This window comes from Epilithonimonas sp. JDS (assembly GCF_021261315.1).
Taxonomy (GTDB): Bacteria; Bacteroidota; Bacteroidia; order Flavobacteriales; family Weeksellaceae; genus Epilithonimonas.
The window spans coordinates 836,227-855,411 of the sequence record NZ_JAJSAX010000001.1 but is presented as its reverse complement, the minus strand read 5'-3'; the positions used below and the strand labels follow the sequence as shown (position 1 = coordinate 855,411).

Genomic DNA, 19,185 nt, shown 5'->3' with positions numbered 1-19,185 from the left:
TTAATAATACATAGAAAACTACTAAACCGATGATAAACTTAAAATACTACAAATCTATATATTTGGCTGTCTTATTAATGACCGTTGGATTTTATAAGTGCCAGCTTAGTCAAGCGCAAAATTTTGTTTACAGCAAAACTTATTTAGAGCCTGTGACAACATCAAGCAGTACAGCAAAGGGCATCGAAGCAGTAACTTACTTTGATGGTCTGGGGAGGCCGAAACAGAGCATAGCTATTAAAGGTGGCGGAACGTCTTCATTTGATCTTGTGACCCCTTTTGTTTATGATGATTACGGAAGACAGAGAATTGATGTATTGCCAATACCAATAGCAACATCAAACCAAGCCTTCCAGTCTGGTATTACAGAGACTAGCGGATCAAACTTCTATGGAGCAAGAGCTTATGCCGAGAAGATTCTGGAGAGTTCACCTCTTGATAGAATTGAGAAGCAGATTCAACCTGGAGCTGATTGGCAAAGTCATCCTGTTGATTTTAAATACCAAATTAATTCAAGTACCGATATTCTTAAATTTACGGCAACATCATTTCCAGATAAAGGCATATTCTATATCAGCCAACTAAAGGTAGATGGGTTTTATGCTTCCTCAAAGCTTTATAAGAATAGAGTCGCTGATGAAGATGGAGGTACTACTTATGAATTTAAAAATGGGAAAGGTCAATTGTTAATGGTAAGGAAGGTTCTTGGAAACGAAGTAAACGTTGTTCAACAACAAGACCGCCCACTTCCACAGGCAGAGTATCTGGACACATATTATGTTTATAACGAATATAATCAACTTTCATTTGTTATCCCCCCATTAGCTAGTCGAGAATTTAGGAACAACTCGACCCAGACGATTAATGATCCTGGTGTTATTCAAAATGATATTTTAGATAATCTATGTTATCAATACAGGTATGATGGGAAATCCAGACTGGCAGAGAAAAAACTCCCAGGGAAGGGATGGGAATTTTTGGTGTATGATAAAAGCGATAGGCTTGTAATGTCACAAGATACAGATCTGGCAATTCAAGGCAAATGGCTTATCACCAAATATGATAGATTTGGCAGGGTTCTTTGTACTGGTTTTCACCCTTACGGTAATAGAGAACAGGCACAAAATCTACTTAAGGATATGGTAATTACTGAAGAAAGGGACGGAACAGGCTATCTACAGAATGGATTACAAATTTATTATAACAGAACGTATTTCGTCGGTATGGAAACCTATCTATCAGTTAACTATTACGATACTTATCCACCCGACACACCATTTCCAGATGATAATAAAATACTACTCGAACCTATCCTCACTGATGCTTATAATTCTTTAGGGCGTTCTGTGAAATCATTTCCCTTGGCATCATTTGTAAAGAATATTGATGATGACAGTTGGACTAAAAATTTCACTTTTTTTGATTCCAAGGGACGATCGATTGGGTCTACAAGCATAAATCATCTCGGAGGAAGCACAATTGCTAATTCAAAATTGGATTTCGCAGGAGTTGTTCAACAGGCTGAGACTCTTCATAACAGAATTTCAAGTGAAAACCCAGTTCAAATTTTAGAAGATTTTACTTACGATCATCAAAATAGATTAAAAAAACATTTTCATGAAGTAGTAAGCAAAACAGAAAAAGAACTTTTAACAGAAAATGTTTATGATGACTTAGGAAGACTTGACACTAAAAGTGTAGGTGCTGTTTCTAACTCAAGTTTTGGACTGGTTTCACCTGCGCTCCAGACAATTAAGTATAGTTATAATATTCGTGGATGGATAACCGGAATTAATCTTAATCCGTCTGGTAATCTGGATACAACAAAACTTTTCTCTTATAAGTTGAAATATAATAATCCTGATAATATTTATATAAAGAACTATAATGGAAATATTGCTGAAATGGATTGGACTTATGGTTCTAATGCTATAAACAGATACGAATATAATTATGATCAGCTTAATAGATTGTTAAAAGCTAATTTTAAATCATTGAATGGGTCAACCACTTCCGATTCAGAATATTTTAATGAAGAATTGAGCTATGACCTAAATGGAAATATAAAAACATTAAAACGAAACGCCAGACCTCAAACAGGGCTAACAGCAACACAAGTTGATAATTTGATATATTATTATGACAATAATGCATTAAGTAACAGACTCCAGAGAATTACTGATAATGAAGGTTTTCCCGCTAATAATCCAAGCGGCTATCCTGGAGGTGGTGGTATTAATACTTATGACGCTAATGGAAACTTGCTGACAATGCCAGATAAAAATATCACTACTCCTATTGTATATAACTTTTTGAATCTTCCTCAAGTTGTGATTAAAAACGGTCAGCCTGTTACATATTCTTACAGAGCGGATGGAGCCAAAATTCATAAATTGTTTGAAGTAAACGGACAAAATATTCACACAGACTATTTAGATGGTTTTGTTTATACTACACCATATACACTTAGATTGCAAGAAGCGCTTACTGCAAGTGCCGCAGCTGAGGAGATGTCTACTGCCGGACAGAAAGAAGCTTTTGAATTAGAAGATAAGCCAATTGTCGCAAATCCTGAACCTGTTTTAAAAACGGAATCAACACCTAACTTTTTCCCAACCGCAGAAGGATTTTATGACTATGATAATTTTAAATATATTTACCAGTATAGAGATCATTTAGGTAATACGAGACTCAGCTACGGAAGAAATGAAAATGGACAATTAATTGCAGAAAACGGAAATGATTATTATCCTTTTGGGCTAAACTTTATCAATCCAATATCTAAAGGTGGTGCAGCTCAGGTTTATAACCCGAGTGCTACGTATAAAAATTACAAGTACAACGGTAAAGAACTACAGGAAACCGGAATGTATGATTATGGCGCAAGATTTTATATGCCGGACATCGCAAGATGGGGTGTGGTGGATCCACTTGCAGAAAAATATACCAGATGGTCACCTTACAACTACGCAGTAAATAATCCAATCATTAACATTGACCCAGATGGTAGATCAGTAGAAACACTAAATGAAACTTATAAGGGACTGGAAGCGCAAGAAGCATTTAGAAGGTTACAGAAACAAGTGGGTGGTGGCAAACCGCCTGGCGATTATTATAATAGTCTTACGGGGAAACATGAGTTTAATGATGGCAAAAAGGATGGAAAAGTTTATATAAGAACTCATCAAAATCAAATGGGAGTTAGTAAAAATGTTGATACATATATAGGACAAAAAAATCAAATACCGGATAAAACGAATGATTTTAAACTTCAACTAGCAAAGACGAATGCCTATTTTTCACAATGGGACAGTGAATTTGACGCAAGAGAAAGTAAAATTGGTGGTGGAGATATAGGAAAATTAAAGGATAGATTAAAATTTTTTGCGTCAAAGGTTGGCAATAATAAAGTATTTGATTTAAAGAGGAATATAAATACCCCATTCTATACTGGAACATATGAAAATAAAGAAAATACTAACTTTTATAACAGTTACGCATTTTTTGATGGACAGTTATTAAGATCGGATGATTTTGGCAATTTTAATTATGGTGTTGCAGGTAAGGCATTTGGATTAAGTGATGTAGGTCTTAAAGCGGGTGCGGGAATAAATCAGATTGGAAATTGGTATAAGTACGGATCTCCAGTCGGAGGACTGGACTCCTATGGTGATGATCCAAAGGATAATGAAATGGTAATACAAGGAATAAATTATTCTAATACAAATTATTAAAATGAAATGGATATTATATTTTAGCATTATTATAATGCTTCTTATCGGCTGTCAAAAAGAAACAGCTATAGATCAGATTGTATTAAACTCAACTACTATAATCCTTAGAACAGAAAATATATTGAGGAAAATTCCTAGTAGTGAGGAATACAAAGAATTAAAGGTAAAGTATTCAACAAATAAAAAAAGTATCTATCTGTCATATGGTCATTTTGATAATAATTATTATAGAATAGACACTTTGCAAAGTATAAAATATTTAACTAAAAACGAACTTTCGGAACTAAAACGTAACATTTATCAATTGTCAAATATGGGTCTTAGTGAACAGAATTATGCAGTTTATGATCCTAATCTAAGGAAAGGAATTTATATATATAGGTATAAATATAAAGATTGGATGGCAGATGAACTTCAAATGGTACCTTATATTGCTTTGGCAAAGAATATTGATAAAAATAACCAATGGTTTAACAACACTTTTAAAATTGTTACCCAGAAAGATTCTATTGTTGTATTGACAAAAAAAGCTGGTTAGCACTATATTAGATTAGGATTTGGAGAAGAAGAACATGTGATATTCCCATATAAATATAGCATTTATTGTTATGCATCAAAGTTATTGATGGTTATGATATTCCTTATTGATAATTCATTAAAAATAATAATTTAAAATTCTAAAAATGAAACTGACTTGATGAACAAATGGTTTGAAAAAAATCCAAAGGAAGCAGAGAAATTTTCACGTTTTAAGGATGAGTATGAAAGCAGATAGATAAGAGTTTAAAGAGTGGTAAAAATTATTGCTCCTTAATAATCCGTAATTTTCCCAGTAATTGATTTTATCAATTTATTCAAAATTTTTCTTGTGTACTCCATCATTTATTTCCCTATTCTTACCTTGTTCTTGAGAAAAAAAGAAGCCCACGCCGTTGTATATACTATTGAGTACTTAGTGAGTGTTCGTGACCTCACCCTGCGGGTTTACAAGCACCCCTCGTTATTTTTTTAGCTATCCAATGATCAATTCGATGCCAGCCTTTTCCGCTTTATATTTTATTTTGGTCTGCAATTCATAATAACTCCAGTTGCGCAGCACAAATTCCTGTTCTTTTGCAATTCCTATTTTGTCTTCCTGATTTTTAAGAATAAGTGTACCTGCCTTCTGTTGGATACAGAAATCAATTAGCTTTCTGCTATACAAATGAAGCCGATGGCTTACATAACGGCTTTCCAGATTTTCTGTTTTATACAATGCCTTTTGTTTCCGTTTGGTTCCATTTCCGGAACGGGCATATGCTACGCCCGCTTGAATCCTTTTTTGACTTGCCTGAATCGCCAACCTGCGGTATAAAAACTCTTCTTTCGAGCCAATATTGATTCGCACATTGTTGGCTTTTGCTACTATAGGATGTTCCAGAGACAGAGAAGCTTCGGCAATGATTTCGGGTTGTAAAGCGTGTTCCTCCTTTTCAAATTCAAACACTGCAAGCCAAAAGATTTTCCCGGCTTTCAGCTGGATCTGTGATGTGCAAAGCTTTATCTCTTCTTTTAAGAGGCGTTCCATTATCACTCGCTTATCAGAGAAGTCTCTCCCTAAATACGTTTTAACAGGAATAGCAAACATATTGAAACAAAATGCTTTCTTTTCTGGATCATACCTCATTTTACTGATACATTTAACAGGAAGTGGAATTGGGATATCTTTCTTAAAGTTTCGCAATGATTTTGTTCCCTGCCAATAGTCGGCTTTAGTTTTAGAGAAGGTTGATTGAATCGTATTGTTCAGGCTTCCCAGAATATCTGTAGGAATTTCTCCTTTGAAGCGATCAAAAACCATACGTGCAGTTGTGTGTGTTTTCGAACGGGTGAATATTCCCATTTCATCTTTGTTTACATCTGCTAGTTTGTATTGGACATCTTCTGTGAGGTAAAAGAAATCCTTGATCATTTCCTGAACATACAAATGGGAAACGATAAAATTAGCAGCTCGGAAACAGCGGTTCTGATACCGGTAGAGTTTTTCCCACATTTCTTTTTGTTCATTTGCAGGAAGATCGATCAGCAGCTGAATTCTTCTGGTAAGTGTAATAGTGGATTTTTCCATTTCAAAGAGGTATTTCAGAAGTGTTTTGATTTTGTAAATGTTGATATGCATACAGAAATTCCCGATGTACTTCCTTTTCAGGTAATTTGAGTTCTCGGGCAATCACTGCAAATGAAGATTTCTGCTCAAACCTTCTTTTCAAAATATTGAGTTGTTGACTACTGAGTTTTTCTGACTGCTTTTTATTATCGAGATCTTTTTCCTGTGGCTGTTCAAAAGAACTTCTATTAAGAATTTTCCGAAGGTCATTTATAGCTCTGCTCAACTCATTGCTGATGTCTTTCACACTGCTTCCCATTGCATCTGCGATTGGTTTGTGCTGAAAGCCATATTCCAAGCAAAGTTCAATCAGGTGTTTTCTTTTGGGAGCCAGAATGGGTAAAATCTTTTTGACCTCGTCGAAATTTTTCTGATCGGATTCCTGACTGAGAAGATACTCTTTATCTTTTAGCGGGTCATAACCTGCTAGATAATCCTGATAATTCTCAAAACTTTCAAGAGAAGCCATCAATCGGTTGAATTTATTTCTTGGAGCAGTGACATAAGATATGCAATCTCTTTTCATAACAAACCGTAAAAAGCCAAGAATATGATTCGGAGTTTCAATGGTGTCGCGGTGTAGCCACAATTTGAGGAATGTATCCTGAACGATAGTGTCCACTACAAAATCATCCTCAAGCACTTGCCTTCCAACCCAGAAAAGAAGTCTTTTGTAGCGCAGATGAATGTGTTCAAGAGCGGTCGAGTTGCCTTTTTTTAGTAGTTCGTATAACTGAAGATTGCTCAACTTTCGGGGCAAAGAGTCTGTTCTTTTCATAAGCAGTGTATTTTAGCTGAATTATTGCTGGAAGGAATTGCTTAGGTTTTTCTATGGATTCTTCGCACCATCAAAACATTATCTTACTACATATTGCAAAAAAAAAGACACCTTACTCGACTTATGACTATTTGCTCTTTGAAAAGTGCCAATTTTCCAATCGAAAATCTAAGTAATAGCTTCTATATTTCTATAAACTATCGCAAAATTACCTTAATAAGTAATTTATTCAAATGTAAGAATATTTATTCAGTACGTACTATAAGTCTCTATGAAAAATATAATTATTTATAAACTTTACTGAATGTATAAATGGAAGTCGGAAGAAATAAAACATCAAATCGGAATCGTTTTTAAACTATATCGGTTAAGAAAAGGACTATCACAATTTCAAATTGCCACCGAGATAGATCTTTCTAAAGATTACATTGGTAGAATAGAGAGAGGAAAAACCAATCCAACGATTGAGATTATTATTGCTGTCTGCAATTTTTTAGAAATTGATTTACTTCTACTGTTTTCTAGAATAAGTCAGTCTCAACTTGATTCAATGACAAGCGAGACGAAACTTCTTGAAGAAAAATTGAAAAATCAAAATAAGAGAAAATCCTAATGAGAATGGGATTTTTTTGTTTTACGATGAAGCTTGTACGATAGCAAGTGTACACTTATTGACAAAGCTTGCAAGCAAGCTGGCTAAGTAAAACTACATTTTACAGAATAGAAAACAAATTAAATCATAAAAAAAGCCCCTAAAATAGGAGCTTTGAATTATATAATTTCAATTATAAGATATTTAGATTGATTAATCTATATAGCATTGCTGATGAACTGACTCCAAATTTACGAGCCATCTGCGAAATCGTCGAATCATCATGCAAATCACATTCTAAAACAGACATTTCTTTTCTAATAAAATTCTCAGGCATTAAGATGCTTGCAGCAAAGTAGTTCGCTTCTTTCTCTATTTTCTCATCCTTTGAAGTATATCCACCTGAATTTTTTCTAAAAAAGACTTTATCCATAAAGACCTTAGGTTCGTCATTATGCAAAACGAAATGACCAAGTTCGTGAGCAATAGTAAATCGTTTACGTTCTTTCTTTAAAGAACTATTGTAACCAATCGTAACTCCATTCTCATTTATATTCAACACGCCTGAAATATTTTCTTCAAAAGGATACTCCTTTAGTTTAATATTTTCCGCTAATAGCAATTTTTCTAGGTTAATTTTATATTTGTCAAATAAAAGGGAATTACTTTCAATGTATGATTTGGTTCTATCAATAACTGATTTTGAAATCGACATATAAATTGTTAAATTGTTTGTAAAAAATCTCTCAAAGAACTATCACGTGATAAAATTGACTTATCTACATCCAAGCCAACTATCCTAATACTCTCAAAATTATTTTCAGGCAACTCTGGCAATAATTCTAAAGCATTTACATTCAGATATTGTGCAATTGAAAGCACAACGAAAATGCTGGGTTTTTGATTTCCTTTCTCAATATTAACTAAAGAAGGTCTAGATAATCCAAGATAATTTGCCAAATCTTCCTGTTTATAACCCTTCTTATTCCTAATAGAGGAAATGTTTTTACCTAACAGTGTGTAAAATTCATTATTTTCCATATTAAGTAGGGATTTCCGTACAAATGTACGTATTAAAGTGCAAAAGTATAATAAATTTTTACAATTACAAAATTTATTTTGCGAAAAATGTCATAAAAAAATACATTTTTCAAAATTAAAAAAAACAATAATTAAAATTTTTACGATTGAAAATCAAATAGTTAAATACAAATAGTTTGCCAAACTAACATTTTTATAAGGAAAAATGGTTAACGTATTTGATTTTTGTCATATATTTGTATTCAATAAAAAGAAACAAAAAAAACCAGGCAGTTAAAGGGCCCGGTTTGGTTTAGTTGTCAGCGATCTAACAGCTCTTGCAAAGCCTCGATCCAAAGACATATTTGTTAGTGAGATTTCAAATATATAATTCTTTAGACATACATTCCAAACTTTTTAGCACTTTTAACATACGACACGTGTTGTCGCCTGCCTGTAATAACATATCAAAAACCCTGTAGAAACGGCAAAAACAGAATCAGTTATCACGTCGAATTGTTTCAGAAAGAAACAATAGGTTATTAAATTATTACAAAATTATTAAAAATTGCTAAAATGCATACAGACAACACAAAACCGCCTCTTCTATTTAGAATCGATGGCAAAGATTTTTCCACAACAAACCAGTACATAACTGGAAAAGAACTTAAAGATTTGAATGCGATTCCGTATTCAACAGAATTATATTTATCAATTGATACACCTTATGAAGATGAGCTAATTGAAAATGAGACTAAAGTTAATCTAGCAAGACCAGATATTGAACAGTTCTATGTAAAAAAGAAATTGGAATATTCAATTAATGGAACAACTTTCATTTCATATAAGCAGTTTATCAAGGGTGGTGAGATTCGTAAAAACGGAGACATTCCTGAAACTCAAATTGTGTACTTAGATAATCCTGAAGGTTGGGAAGACGACTTGATTGAAGATGATGAATTCGTCGACCTTGCGAGAGAAGGAAAAGAAAAATTCATTTCTAAGTCTAAGGAAAAAACTTACATCATTATAAACGGCACCATTCATTATTGGGATACACAAACCATTTCCTTTATTGAAGTAATCAAGGCAGCAGGACATAATATGGAAACTCCAGATACAGCATATACCGTTGCATATGAAAATGGTGACTTCTCTCAACCAGAAGGAGTGCTTACAAAAGGTAAATCTGTCAAAGTTAAACACAAAATGATTTTCTATGTTACTGCAACAGTTAAGTCATAGCCCTGACATTCGTTCCTTGATTAATGATGGGTACGAATTGGAAATAAAAGGTGGATACATTAGTATCCACCATATTCCTTACGTTAATTTTAATAAAGAAATTAAATACGGAACTTTATTTTCTCCCTTCCAAATGATTCCGAGTACCAACACAGTCGCTAAGCCTAATGACCACGTGGTGTACTTTGTTGGAGAAAAACCATGTTATGCAGACGGAACACCTATTAAAAGTATAGAACTTCAAGAAAGACAGGTGCTCTCTAATGATTTCATTGCGGATTTTTCATTTTCGAGTAGGCCTCAAATCCCATTTGAAAATTTCCATGAAAAATTCAAGAGTTATATTCGAATTATTTCGAACGAAGCAATTTCATTGGACGAAACAGGCACGGTTACAGCCAAGACATCTAGACCTATAGTCATTACTGAAGCTGAAATACCTTTTAAATACTTCGATTCAAACTCTTCGAGAGCCAAAATCGATTTTTTAAATGAAAAATTTCTGGATATGAAAATAGCAATTGTTGGACTTGGAGGTACTGGTAGCTACATTTTGGATTTAGTGAGTAAAACGTGTGTATCTGAAATACACTTGTATGACGATGATGTTTTTGAATCGCATAACGCATTTAGGACTCCTGGAGCTGCAAGTATTTCAGATTTGGATAACAGACAAAAAAAAGTAGATTACCTTTTTAATATTTATTCAAAAATGCATTCCGGACTAATTCCTCATTCAGAAATAATTTCGGATTTGAACATATTTAAGCTTGAGGCTATGGATTTTGTATTTGTATGTATAGATAGAAACAATGTTAGAAATTTTATAACCGAATATCTTTTATCGAAAAATGTCGACTTCATTGATGTTGGTCTCGGAATAGAGGTTATGGGTGAAAAACTTATTGGAGCCACAAGAATTAGCTATAAGCAACAAGTAGGTTCAGATAATATCGAGATAGAAGATAATCCATACAGCTCCAACATTCAAATTGCTGAATTAAACGCACTAAATGCAGTACAAGCAGTTATTAAGTGGAAGCAACATTGTGGCTTCTACGACGGTTTAAAAAATCAGCAATCATCGCATTTTATCTTGTCAAACTCAAAAATTTTTCACGATGAAATTCCAGCATAAATTTTTAGATGAAATTCCGGGAGAACTTGAGAATGGTATTTTATACATATCCATACCATATAAAGTTGCTCTTCATTTATGTGCTTGCGGATGTAAAAACAAAGTCGTAGCTCGTCTTTCACCGAAGGATTGGAAATTAATTTTTGACGGAGAGAGTACATCGCTTTTTCCTTCAATTGGAAACTGGAATTTTAAATGTAAGTCTCATTACTGGATAAGAAATGATACCATCATAAATATTGTGGACAATCCATTGAAAAAGAAAAAAAGAAAAAAGTATTTTTTCTTTTTTTAAAATCAATATTACTGAAGCCTTCTCTGAAGGTTTTCAGTAATATTTTTAATTTATACTATGTACACATTATAAACAATCAAACCCGGGCCAAAACCTAAAAAAGAAGATGGCACACCGGATAGAAGAAGGCGCGTAACATCAGAGAAGCAGCCAGACCATCCTACATTGAGGCCTCACAGAAAGAAGCCTGGTGCATAAATAAACACAAAGACAGGTGGTGAAAAGCCAGCTGTCTTTTAACAAATTTATAAATCTAAAACATAAATTTATAATGAAAAAAAAGTATATTATTACATTTGATGTCCATACTGGTCATCAACAAATTATCAAAGATTTGACATCCAATGATTGGCATTCAATTATCAGAGGATATAATGACGAAGGAAATGCTGTTATTTGCTACCTACCAGAAACAACTTGGTGGAAAGAATTCGAAACTTCTAAACAAGCATATGATGAATTTATTTTAATTGCAGGCTCTAATAATGTAATTAGAATTCTTACTACTGAGTTTTCAGAGTGGCGATGTTCTACTGACAATCCTATGGAGCATCAGAAGGAAGAGGCCAAAAATTTGAAATAAGATTCTGACTTTTATTTTAAAATGATGTCAGGAAGGGTCTATACAGTTAAAAGTAGCACCTTAAATAGCACCTAAAAATACAAAACCCTGTAAATGAATAATTTACAGGGTTTTAAGTGGAGTTGGAGGGATTCGAACCCTCGTCCAAACAAGCAATACATAAGATTTCTACATGCTTATTTCGCTATTGATTTTCGAGCCCAGGCAGAGAGCAAACACCCAACCTAAACCTTATCTTCTAAAATTTTCGATCCCGAACCGAAGTTTTTCGGGACTTATTTCTGCATTGCTATGCCCCAGGATCAAACGCCGCAGAACAGAGCGTTTGTGAGACATCTTGCTTCCTTACTATCTTCGGGAAAGCGCTGGATCCTACTAAACTTCGGATTAAGCTGCAAGAGCGAACTCTTCGTTGCCAGTTAAAAGTGTGTAGCAAGGGATTTAAGAGATCGCGCTACGGTTCTCTGCATGCTTACTTACCCATTGACCTTGCTGTCGAAACCAGTCAACCCCAATTTTTAAATAAGACTACAAATTTACAAAAAATTAATTTACCATCCACCATCAACTATCAACCAAAAACCACCAACCAAATTTGGGCGTATCCCTCGCCAGGCTTTCCCACCGCTCGGGTCGGGCTGTCCGCTGCAATCTTTTTGTCTTTCACCATTGGTCTACAAAGCACGATTCCAAAAAGACAAAAAGGATTTCCACTACCATCCCTTACGCGGCTTCGCAAAATTCAAACTTCCATATATTTTGGAATTTCACCCAATAAATCGAAGTTTTCAGAAATTTTAAACAAAACAAACATTACAGAATTTTCTTTGCCCCAAATTGAAAAATCTGCATCATCTGCCAAATCAGCGAGAGATTATCTTTGCTGAGTTTGAAGTTTGTACTGAGCCTGTCGAAGTACCTTTGCGCACTTTGCGTTCAAAAATATTTCAAAATTAAATTAACAAAACCAAAACCCACAATTTCTAAAAAAATCACAAAACTCCTTAAAGTCGGTTAAACTATCATTCCAAAAATGCACTGCACATAATAACTGAATCAATTAGAATTAATTTTGCACAAAACGTACAATCCATGAAAATCAAATTACTGTCACTCTTCATACTTCTTTTCTTTACTAAGGCATTTTCCCAGTCAGAATATGTAATGGGAAACATCGCCAATGAAAATGGTGACAAATTACCGAATGCAAGCATCGTCAATATCAGAACAGACCAAGTCGTATTGTCGGATTTTATGGGAAACTTCGTCATTGCGGCAAAAGCTTCCGATGAATTAAGGATTGCAAGACAAGGCTACGAACGAAAAAACTTAACTGTAAATGCCGACAGTTTCTCAAAAAGCCTTGATGTCAAACTATTCAGTATTCCACAGGAAATAGAGGAAGTAAAACTCACATTCCGCCCAACCGGAATCCTGAAAAAAGATGTCTCAAGACTCAATCCACCGCCAAAAGTCGTAGCACTCAACAGCGCTATGAATTTGTATATGAAAACCCCGCCAAACAGCGTTGCGCCAAAAGCGACTACACCTTCAGCCTTTCAACAGCCGAATCTTTCTGCCGGACAATTGGATTTTGTAAAATTGGCTGGAGCTATTGGAGGGCTAGTCGGAAAAGCTACTCAATCGCCGAAAACAACTGCCAATTATTCCGAGAAACAGGAATTCTACAAACGCGTGAAGGCCGTTGTCAATTTAGATTATTATTTAGGTTATGGTTTGGACGAGTATGACTTCGATATTTTCCTTGCTTATGCAGATGAGCAGAAAGACCTTTCCAAAAATTACAGAAACAATTTCAACAAAGTCGCTATTGAATCCCAGCTCAAACAGGCGTTTGCAGAATATATCAAGACGCGCAACTTTTCCAAGAAAGTTTCCGAAGGTTAATATTTTTAACCAGATTAATGGCTGTTAACATTGGGATCGGGATTTTAATTCCTGTTGTTTAGTTGTAGTTTATTATTACGAAAGGGATTTTGTTGTTATTGTTTAAATTAAATCTGACAAGTTAACGCTGTTAGACAATTGCAATTTATCAGGAATTCCCTATCCATCCGCTTTTTAACATAATGTGGAAAACTTTTGCTGATGATTGTCAGTTTTTTGACTCATTTCCGCATTTTGCCCTTTCATTTATAGACTTCAATTTCTATTTTTGTATTCACTTAAAAGATAAAAGTAACGCGTTTCCAAACTGGAAATATTCTGTTGCTGATCACTATCTTTTCATAGAATTTTTAATAAACTGATAAATACGGCTGATAATGGGAATTTTCGATAAAAGAATAAGCTACAAACCTTTTGAATATCCAGAAGTGATGCAATTTGTAGAGGCTATCAACAAGTCTTATTGGGTGCATTCCGAAGTGGATTTCACAGCCGATGTTCAGGATTTCCATTCCCAGCTGGAGCCTCACGAGAAAAACGCCGTGAAGAATGCTTTGCTGGCAATCGCTCAGATCGAGGTCAACGTAAAGACCTTCTGGGGAAATCTTTATGACCACCTTCCGAAGCCGGAACTTAACGGTCTAGGCGCAACTTTCGCAGAATGCGAATTTCGTCATTCCGAAGCTTACTCCAGATTGTTGGAAGTATTGGGTTACAACGACGACTTCTTGGAAGTGGTCAATGTTCCAGCTGTAAAAAACAGAATCGAATATCTTGGAAAGATGTTGAAAAACGCCAATTCCCAAGACCCGAAAGCTTATGTTTCTTCATTATTGCTATTCAGTATTTTGATTGAGAATGTTTCGTTGTTCAGTCAGTTTGCGATTATTTTATCGTTTACAAGATTCCAAGGTTATATGAAAAATGTGTCCAACATCATCGCTTGGACTTCTGTAGATGAGCAGATCCACGCCAATGGTGGGATTTATTTGATCAACAAGATCCGTGAAGAGCAACCTGATCTGTTGACAGATGAGGATATCGAAGCGATCTATGACTTGGTAGAAGAATCTATTGAGATGGAATCTAACATTCTGGACTGGATCTTCGAGCAAGGTGAATTGCAGAAAGTGTCCAAAAAGAACCTTCTTGATTTTATGAAATACAGAGTAGATGACTCTTTGAAGAAAATCGGTGTGAAAACAAGATACAATGTTTCCCAGGAAGATTACAAGCCAATGGTTTGGTTCGAAGAAGAGGTTTTCGCCAACTCTATGGATGATTTCTTCGCAAAACGTCCGGTAGATTATACAAAACACGATAAAAGTATTACTGCGAACGATTTGTTTTAATTAAAGTCAGGAAGCTGGATGTCTGAAGCTGGAAGAATCTGCGTTTTTTATATTAACGTGTCATCCTGAGCGGAGTCGAAGGGTTTCAAGATCCGAAAAACATAATATTTGTCATTCCGTGTGAATCTGAAGAAAGCTGTCGAGATTCCTACGGAATGACAAAAGTGAAAATAGAAAGCGACGAAGTCGTGACATATTGGTAGAAAATTTAAACACAGCAGATTTAAGGTGCGAAGCACCGACATAATGAGCTTGAATTTATAAACAAATCCTTTCAAAGTTTCAAACTGAGAAAGGTGTGAGAAAGAAAATTTTGAGAACGATTTATAATTCTTGGAGTTTTCTTTTTTATGTGAAATCGTCAATAGTGGCGAAGCGCGCCCTACTTCGACAGGCTCAGTATAAACTCTTTGAGTGGATCCCGATGTAAAATCGGGAGGGAACGGAAGACGGAAATAGGCGCCCAAAAAATGATTTAAAAAACAATAAGCCAATACAATAAGCAAAATATAAAAGTTATGATGGACGAAAATATAGATATCTGGTGGCTCAACGAAGAGTCTGAACAAATGTTGAACAGAGGCTACCTTTTGAAAGGTGAGACTGTAGATGGCGCAATCGACCGTATCACAACGGCGGCAGCAAAACGTCTTTACAAACCGGAATTGCAACCGGCTTTCAAGGAAATGATCGTGAAAGGCTGGATCAGTTTCTCTTCTCCTGTTTGGGCGAATATGGGAACACAACGTGGTTTGCCGATCTCTTGTTTCAATGTTCACGTTCCGGATAATATCGAAGGCATCACGCACAAGTTGGGAGAGGTCATTATGCAGACGAAGATCGGTGGTGGAACGTCCGGTTATTTTGGAGAATTGAGAAACAGAGGAACTGCAGTGACAGACAACGGGAAATCTTCCGGAGCAGTTTCCTTTATGAAATTATATGACACCGCGATGGATGTGGTGTCGCAAGGTGGTGTGAGAAGAGGTGCGTTTGCAGCGTATCTTGACATCGACCACGGTGATATTGAGGAATTCTTGAGTATCAAAGATATTGGAAGTCCGATCCAAAACTTGTTTACAGGGATTTGTGTTCCGGATTACTGGATGCAGGATATGATCGATGGTGATGCGGACAAGCGTAAGATCTGGGCAAGAGTTTTGGAAAGCCGTCAGCAGAAAGGTTTGCCTTACATTTTCTTCACGGATAATGTGAACAGAAACAAGCCGCAGGTCTACAAAGATTCCGGATTGATGGTGAACGCAAGTAATCTTTGTTCCGAGATCATGTTGCCTTCAACGGCTAACGAATCGTTCATCTGTTGTCTGTCTTCTATGAACCTGGAATTGTACGACGAGTGGAAAGATACAAACGCTGTGAAATTGGCAATCTATTTCTTAGATGCAGTTCTATCAGAATTCATTGATAAAACTGAAGGGAATTATTATCTGACTTCAGCTAGAAATTTTGCAATGCGTCACCGAGCTTTAGGTTTGGGTGTTTTAGGATACCATTCTTATTTGCAGAAAAATATGATCCCGTTCGAAAGTTTCGAGGCGACTCAGTTCAATGCGAGAGCGTTCCGTCACATCAAAGAGCAGTCTGAGATTGCTTCCAAAGAATTGGCGAACATCTACGGCGAACCAGATATGTTGAAAGGTTATGGATTGAGAAACACGACGTTGATGGCAATCGCACCAACCACTTCAAGTTCTGCAATCCTTGGACAAACGTCTCCTGGAATCGAGCCTTTCGCTTCCAACTATTACAAAGCTGGTCTGGCAAAAGGAAACTTTATGCGTAAGAACAAATATTTGGCAAAATTGCTTGATGAAAAAGGTTTGGACAACGAAGAAACCTGGAGAACAATTATGTTGAACCACGGTTCTGTACAACATCTTGAAGGTTTGTCTGATGAGGAAAAAGCGGTATTCAAAACGTTCAGAGAGATCTCTCCAATGGAAATCGTTTCTCAGGCGGCTCAAAGACAACAATATATCGACCAGGCGCAGTCACTTAACTTGCAGATTCCTTCTACAATGCCAGTGAAAGATGTGAATTATGTGATGATCGAAGCTTGGAAGAAAGGCGTGAAAACTTTGTATTACCAAAGAAGTTCATCGGTTTCAAAAGAAATGATGGTGAACTTTGTGACTTGCTCGGCTTGTGAAGCTTAGATAAAGATTTAAGATAAAAAATAAAAATATAAAAACCATTTCGTGTAGAGCGAGATGGTTTTTTAATTATTTTAGCAAAGATGTTTGGGAGAATACAGTTTGTAATTGTACTGCAAACTCTAATTTATATTACGCAAATTCTAGTTTGTTAGTTGATTTTTTTCGGTAAAATATTATATTTACGGATAATAAACACAAGTAATGAAATTTAAAATTTTATATGCTCTATTAATGGGCTTATTTTCTACAGCTTATTCTCAAACTGTCAATTTTTCTGATGCAAAGTTTAAGGCTTTGATGCTGAGTTCCAATTTGGACAATGAGATTGCTAAGGATAGTGATGGCAATTCCATTGCTATTGATGCCAATGATGACGGTATAATCCAGCTCTCAGAAGCACAGAATGTCGCAATCCTGAATGTGAAAATTGATGAAACAAAGAAGTATACGGACTACCCTGATAATATGGAAATTGATTATTCTTATTATTTCAGTCACCTTCCGGATAATATAAGTGACGCATTATTATTTACAAATCTTGAAGAATTATACATTACAGATACTTCGAATGCAAGTATCAGCTTTGTAAATAATAATATGATAAAAAAAGTGATCTGCAACCAAAGATGGTATAAAATTGAGGAATCTTTTAATGGTAATTATTATGATACTGGCTTTTATCCTGTAGATTTTACGATAGATGATTGCCCAGGTATAGTTAGTATTGATGATATTAGTGCAGCATATCACCCTTATTTAATGGGTTCAGCGATTTTTAGAATTAAAAATAATCCACAACTCAATGGCGCCCTGGTTTTGAATGACATGCTAATAAGTGAATTGTATTTTGAAAACCAAAACTTTAGTTCTATTACCATTGATGGCTGTTATGGATTAAATAAGCTTTCTGTTCCGGATATGGCTTCTTTGCAAAACATTACTATTAAAAATCATCAGGATGGGTTCAATTATGATCAAAATGTGGCGCTAATAGCCAATAATTGTACTGCTTTACAAGAAATCTCTTGCAGTGGAGATTATTATGATAGTCATGCAGTTTATGTTACTTCAGCTAATCTTAATGGCTGTTCTTCGCTCAAAAAAATAAAGGGGCTTAATATGCCATCAATAGATTTTTCTGCAGCAGGATTAACAAGTTTGGAGGAACTGGACTGTGCCTATTACAACAGATATATCTATTATACAGGATATCCTAATACGGATGTCATTTTTGGAGATGTTGGTTCGATAAATTTAGCCGGATTACCCTCGCTTAAAGTGCTAAAAGCATTTAATCAGAAAATAAGCAATGTAAGTTTTGCACATAATCTTAGTCTTGAATATGTGAATGTTTCTAATACAACTTCTAATATGACCTCATTGACCGTTAGCGACCTTTATAAGTTGACTACTCTAAAAGCTGGATTGTATCGCAATAATTCATATACGCCAGAGCCTAATCTATTGGAAATTAATGCGAAAAATTGTATTTTGTTAAAAGATATTGAAATCAGCCAGCAGACAAAACTTAAGAAATTAAATTTTGAAAATTGTAGTAGCCTTACTGATTTCTCCTTTGGAAACGCTTATTTTGATCAGTTCAATGTTTTGGAAAGTGTCAATTTTAAAGATTGCAGCTCATTGAAAAATTTGACATTGGAACATACGCAAATTACTACATTAGATCTTTCAGACTGCCATAATTTAGAAAATTTAATGTTTGATTATAATGAAAAATTATCCGACTTAAATATTAAAAATGGTGCAGCAGAAAATGTTTCATTAGCATCCACTACCACAGCAACAATATGTGCGGATCAATTTCAAATAAACGAAATACGTGGAAAGTATCCTGATGCAGTAGTTAATTCCGATTGCGATAGTACCCTTGCAACTCAAGATTCAGGTAAGAATTCTGTAAGTGTGTACCCTAATCCTGCAAGGGATATAGTTTCCGTAAAATCTGCAAACAGTATTAAAAACATTATTATATATGACGTGCAAGGGAAATTGATTCTCAATCAAAATGCTTCACAGAAAGAGATTAATGTTAATGTCTCTCAATATCCACAAGGAATATATTATTTGAGAATAAAAACTGAGATGTCGGATGATATCAGAAAAATTATTAAGAACTAAACTTTCACATTTTCAAATTAAAACCATCTTGTTGCAAAACGAGGTGGTTTTTTTGTTAACTTTAAACCTCGAACTTTA

The 19,185-nt window shown here is 35.0% G+C and carries 15 protein-coding genes and 1 other RNA gene; 11 read left to right on the top strand and 5 right to left on the bottom strand.

All coding sequences use genetic code 11. From position 1 onward, the window contains the following. Positions 1 to 29 precede the first annotated feature (29 nt). Positions 30 to 3,734, top strand: a complete 3,705-nt coding sequence (locus LUD75_RS03980; RefSeq protein ID WP_232704399.1) for a DUF6443 domain-containing protein — start codon at positions 30 to 32, stop codon at positions 3,732 to 3,734. Between the two features lies 1 nt (position 3,735). Further along, complete coding sequence (locus tag LUD75_RS03975) at positions 3,736 to 4,272, top strand: hypothetical protein (RefSeq protein WP_232704398.1); 537 nt, start codon at positions 3,736 to 3,738, stop codon at positions 4,270 to 4,272. 474 nt (positions 4,273 to 4,746) lie between these two features. On the opposite strand, the gene LUD75_RS03970 is transcribed toward LUD75_RS03975, so the two are convergent. After that, positions 4,747 to 5,841: a hypothetical protein gene (locus LUD75_RS03970; RefSeq protein WP_232704397.1), complete on the bottom strand. Its 1,095-nt coding sequence runs from the start codon at positions 5,839 to 5,841 to the stop codon at positions 4,747 to 4,749. Between the two features lies 1 nt (position 5,842). Then, positions 5,843 to 6,658 (bottom strand): sigma-70 family RNA polymerase sigma factor, encoded by an 816-nt coding sequence (locus LUD75_RS03965; protein WP_232704396.1) that lies wholly within the window; start codon positions 6,656 to 6,658, stop codon positions 5,843 to 5,845. A 304-nt stretch (positions 6,659 to 6,962) separates the two neighbouring features. Here LUD75_RS03965 and LUD75_RS03960 point away from each other — a divergent pair, with 304 nt between their 5' ends. Further along, the gene (locus LUD75_RS03960; protein ID WP_232704395.1) at positions 6,963 to 7,271 is read left to right on the top strand and encodes a helix-turn-helix transcriptional regulator; all 309 of its coding nucleotides are present in this window, start codon (positions 6,963 to 6,965) and stop codon (positions 7,269 to 7,271) included. Positions 7,272 to 7,443: 172 nt separating this feature from the next. Here LUD75_RS03960 and LUD75_RS03955 read toward each other — a convergent pair whose 3' ends face one another. Next, positions 7,444 to 7,965, bottom strand: coding sequence for an ImmA/IrrE family metallo-endopeptidase (locus LUD75_RS03955; protein WP_232704394.1), 522 nt, complete (start codon positions 7,963 to 7,965; stop codon positions 7,444 to 7,446). Between the two features lie 8 nt (positions 7,966 to 7,973). Beyond that, positions 7,974 to 8,291: a helix-turn-helix transcriptional regulator gene (locus LUD75_RS03950; protein ID WP_232704393.1), complete on the bottom strand. Its 318-nt coding sequence runs from the start codon at positions 8,289 to 8,291 to the stop codon at positions 7,974 to 7,976. 555 nt (positions 8,292 to 8,846) lie between these two features. Between LUD75_RS03950 and LUD75_RS03945 the strand changes: the two genes are divergently transcribed. The 4 genes from LUD75_RS03945 (at position 8,847) to LUD75_RS03930 (ending at position 11,531) form a co-directional block, all read left to right on the top strand. Beyond that, on the top strand, positions 8,847 to 9,515 hold the full coding sequence (locus tag LUD75_RS03945) for a multiubiquitin domain-containing protein (protein WP_232704392.1): 669 nt from the start codon (positions 8,847 to 8,849) through the stop codon (positions 9,513 to 9,515). Beyond that, positions 9,490 to 10,653, top strand: coding sequence for a ThiF family adenylyltransferase (locus LUD75_RS03940; protein WP_232704391.1), 1,164 nt, complete (start codon positions 9,490 to 9,492; stop codon positions 10,651 to 10,653). Before LUD75_RS03945 ends, LUD75_RS03940 begins: the two co-directional genes overlap by 26 nt. After that, complete coding sequence (locus tag LUD75_RS03935; RefSeq protein WP_232704390.1) at positions 10,637 to 10,948, top strand: DUF6527 family protein; 312 nt, start codon at positions 10,637 to 10,639, stop codon at positions 10,946 to 10,948. The genes LUD75_RS03940 and LUD75_RS03935 overlap by 17 nt, the downstream gene beginning before the upstream one ends. Positions 10,949 to 11,219: 271 nt before the next feature. Then, complete coding sequence (locus tag LUD75_RS03930) at positions 11,220 to 11,531, top strand: hypothetical protein (protein WP_232704389.1); 312 nt, start codon at positions 11,220 to 11,222, stop codon at positions 11,529 to 11,531. Between the two features lie 114 nt (positions 11,532 to 11,645). Here the strand turns inward: LUD75_RS03930 and ssrA are convergent. Beyond that, positions 11,646 to 12,044, bottom strand: a transfer-messenger RNA (tmRNA) gene (ssrA, locus tag LUD75_RS03925). 579 nt (positions 12,045 to 12,623) lie between these two features. Here ssrA and LUD75_RS03920 point away from each other — a divergent pair. The 4 genes from LUD75_RS03920 (at position 12,624) to LUD75_RS03905 (ending at position 19,107) form a co-directional block, all read left to right on the top strand. Beyond that, a complete protein-coding gene (locus tag LUD75_RS03920; RefSeq protein ID WP_232704388.1) occupies positions 12,624 to 13,439 on the top strand; it encodes a hypothetical protein in 816 nt (271 codons plus the stop codon). Between the two features lie 377 nt (positions 13,440 to 13,816). Then, positions 13,817 to 14,791, top strand: coding sequence for a ribonucleotide-diphosphate reductase subunit beta (locus LUD75_RS03915; RefSeq protein WP_232704387.1), 975 nt, complete (start codon positions 13,817 to 13,819; stop codon positions 14,789 to 14,791). Between the two features lie 509 nt (positions 14,792 to 15,300). Continuing rightward, the gene (locus LUD75_RS03910; protein WP_260260360.1) at positions 15,301 to 16,968 is read left to right on the top strand and encodes a ribonucleoside-diphosphate reductase subunit alpha; all 1,668 of its coding nucleotides are present in this window, start codon (positions 15,301 to 15,303) and stop codon (positions 16,966 to 16,968) included. A 201-nt stretch (positions 16,969 to 17,169) separates the two neighbouring features. Next, positions 17,170 to 19,107, top strand: coding sequence for a T9SS type A sorting domain-containing protein (locus LUD75_RS03905; RefSeq protein WP_232704386.1), 1,938 nt, complete (start codon positions 17,170 to 17,172; stop codon positions 19,105 to 19,107). Positions 19,108 to 19,185 lie beyond the last annotated feature (78 nt).

What these genes read in the sequence shown, in the direction of transcription:
- LUD75_RS03980 (WP_232704399.1), top strand. Translation starts at nt 30, where the DNA reads ATGATAAACTTAAAATACTACAAATCTATATATTTGGCTGTCTTATTA.
- LUD75_RS03975 (WP_232704398.1), top strand. Translation starts at nt 3,736, where the DNA reads ATGAAATGGATATTATATTTTAGCATTATTATAATGCTTCTTATCGGC.
- LUD75_RS03970 (WP_232704397.1), bottom strand. Translation starts at nt 5,841, where the DNA reads ATGGAAAAATCCACTATTACACTTACCAGAAGAATTCAGCTGCTGATC.
- LUD75_RS03965 (WP_232704396.1), bottom strand. Translation starts at nt 6,658, where the DNA reads ATGAAAAGAACAGACTCTTTGCCCCGAAAGTTGAGCAATCTTCAGTTA.
- LUD75_RS03960 (WP_232704395.1), top strand. Translation starts at nt 6,963, where the DNA reads ATGTATAAATGGAAGTCGGAAGAAATAAAACATCAAATCGGAATCGTT.
- LUD75_RS03955 (WP_232704394.1), bottom strand. Translation starts at nt 7,965, where the DNA reads ATGTCGATTTCAAAATCAGTTATTGATAGAACCAAATCATACATTGAA.
- LUD75_RS03950 (WP_232704393.1), bottom strand. Translation starts at nt 8,291, where the DNA reads ATGGAAAATAATGAATTTTACACACTGTTAGGTAAAAACATTTCCTCT.
- LUD75_RS03945 (WP_232704392.1), top strand. Translation starts at nt 8,847, where the DNA reads ATGCATACAGACAACACAAAACCGCCTCTTCTATTTAGAATCGATGGC.
- LUD75_RS03940 (WP_232704391.1), top strand. Translation starts at nt 9,490, where the DNA reads ATGTTACTGCAACAGTTAAGTCATAGCCCTGACATTCGTTCCTTGATT.
- LUD75_RS03935 (WP_232704390.1), top strand. Translation starts at nt 10,637, where the DNA reads ATGAAATTCCAGCATAAATTTTTAGATGAAATTCCGGGAGAACTTGAG.
- LUD75_RS03930 (WP_232704389.1), top strand. Translation starts at nt 11,220, where the DNA reads ATGAAAAAAAAGTATATTATTACATTTGATGTCCATACTGGTCATCAA.
- LUD75_RS03920 (WP_232704388.1), top strand. Translation starts at nt 12,624, where the DNA reads ATGAAAATCAAATTACTGTCACTCTTCATACTTCTTTTCTTTACTAAG.
- LUD75_RS03915 (WP_232704387.1), top strand. Translation starts at nt 13,817, where the DNA reads ATGGGAATTTTCGATAAAAGAATAAGCTACAAACCTTTTGAATATCCA.
- LUD75_RS03905 (WP_232704386.1), top strand. Translation starts at nt 17,170, where the DNA reads ATGAAATTTAAAATTTTATATGCTCTATTAATGGGCTTATTTTCTACA.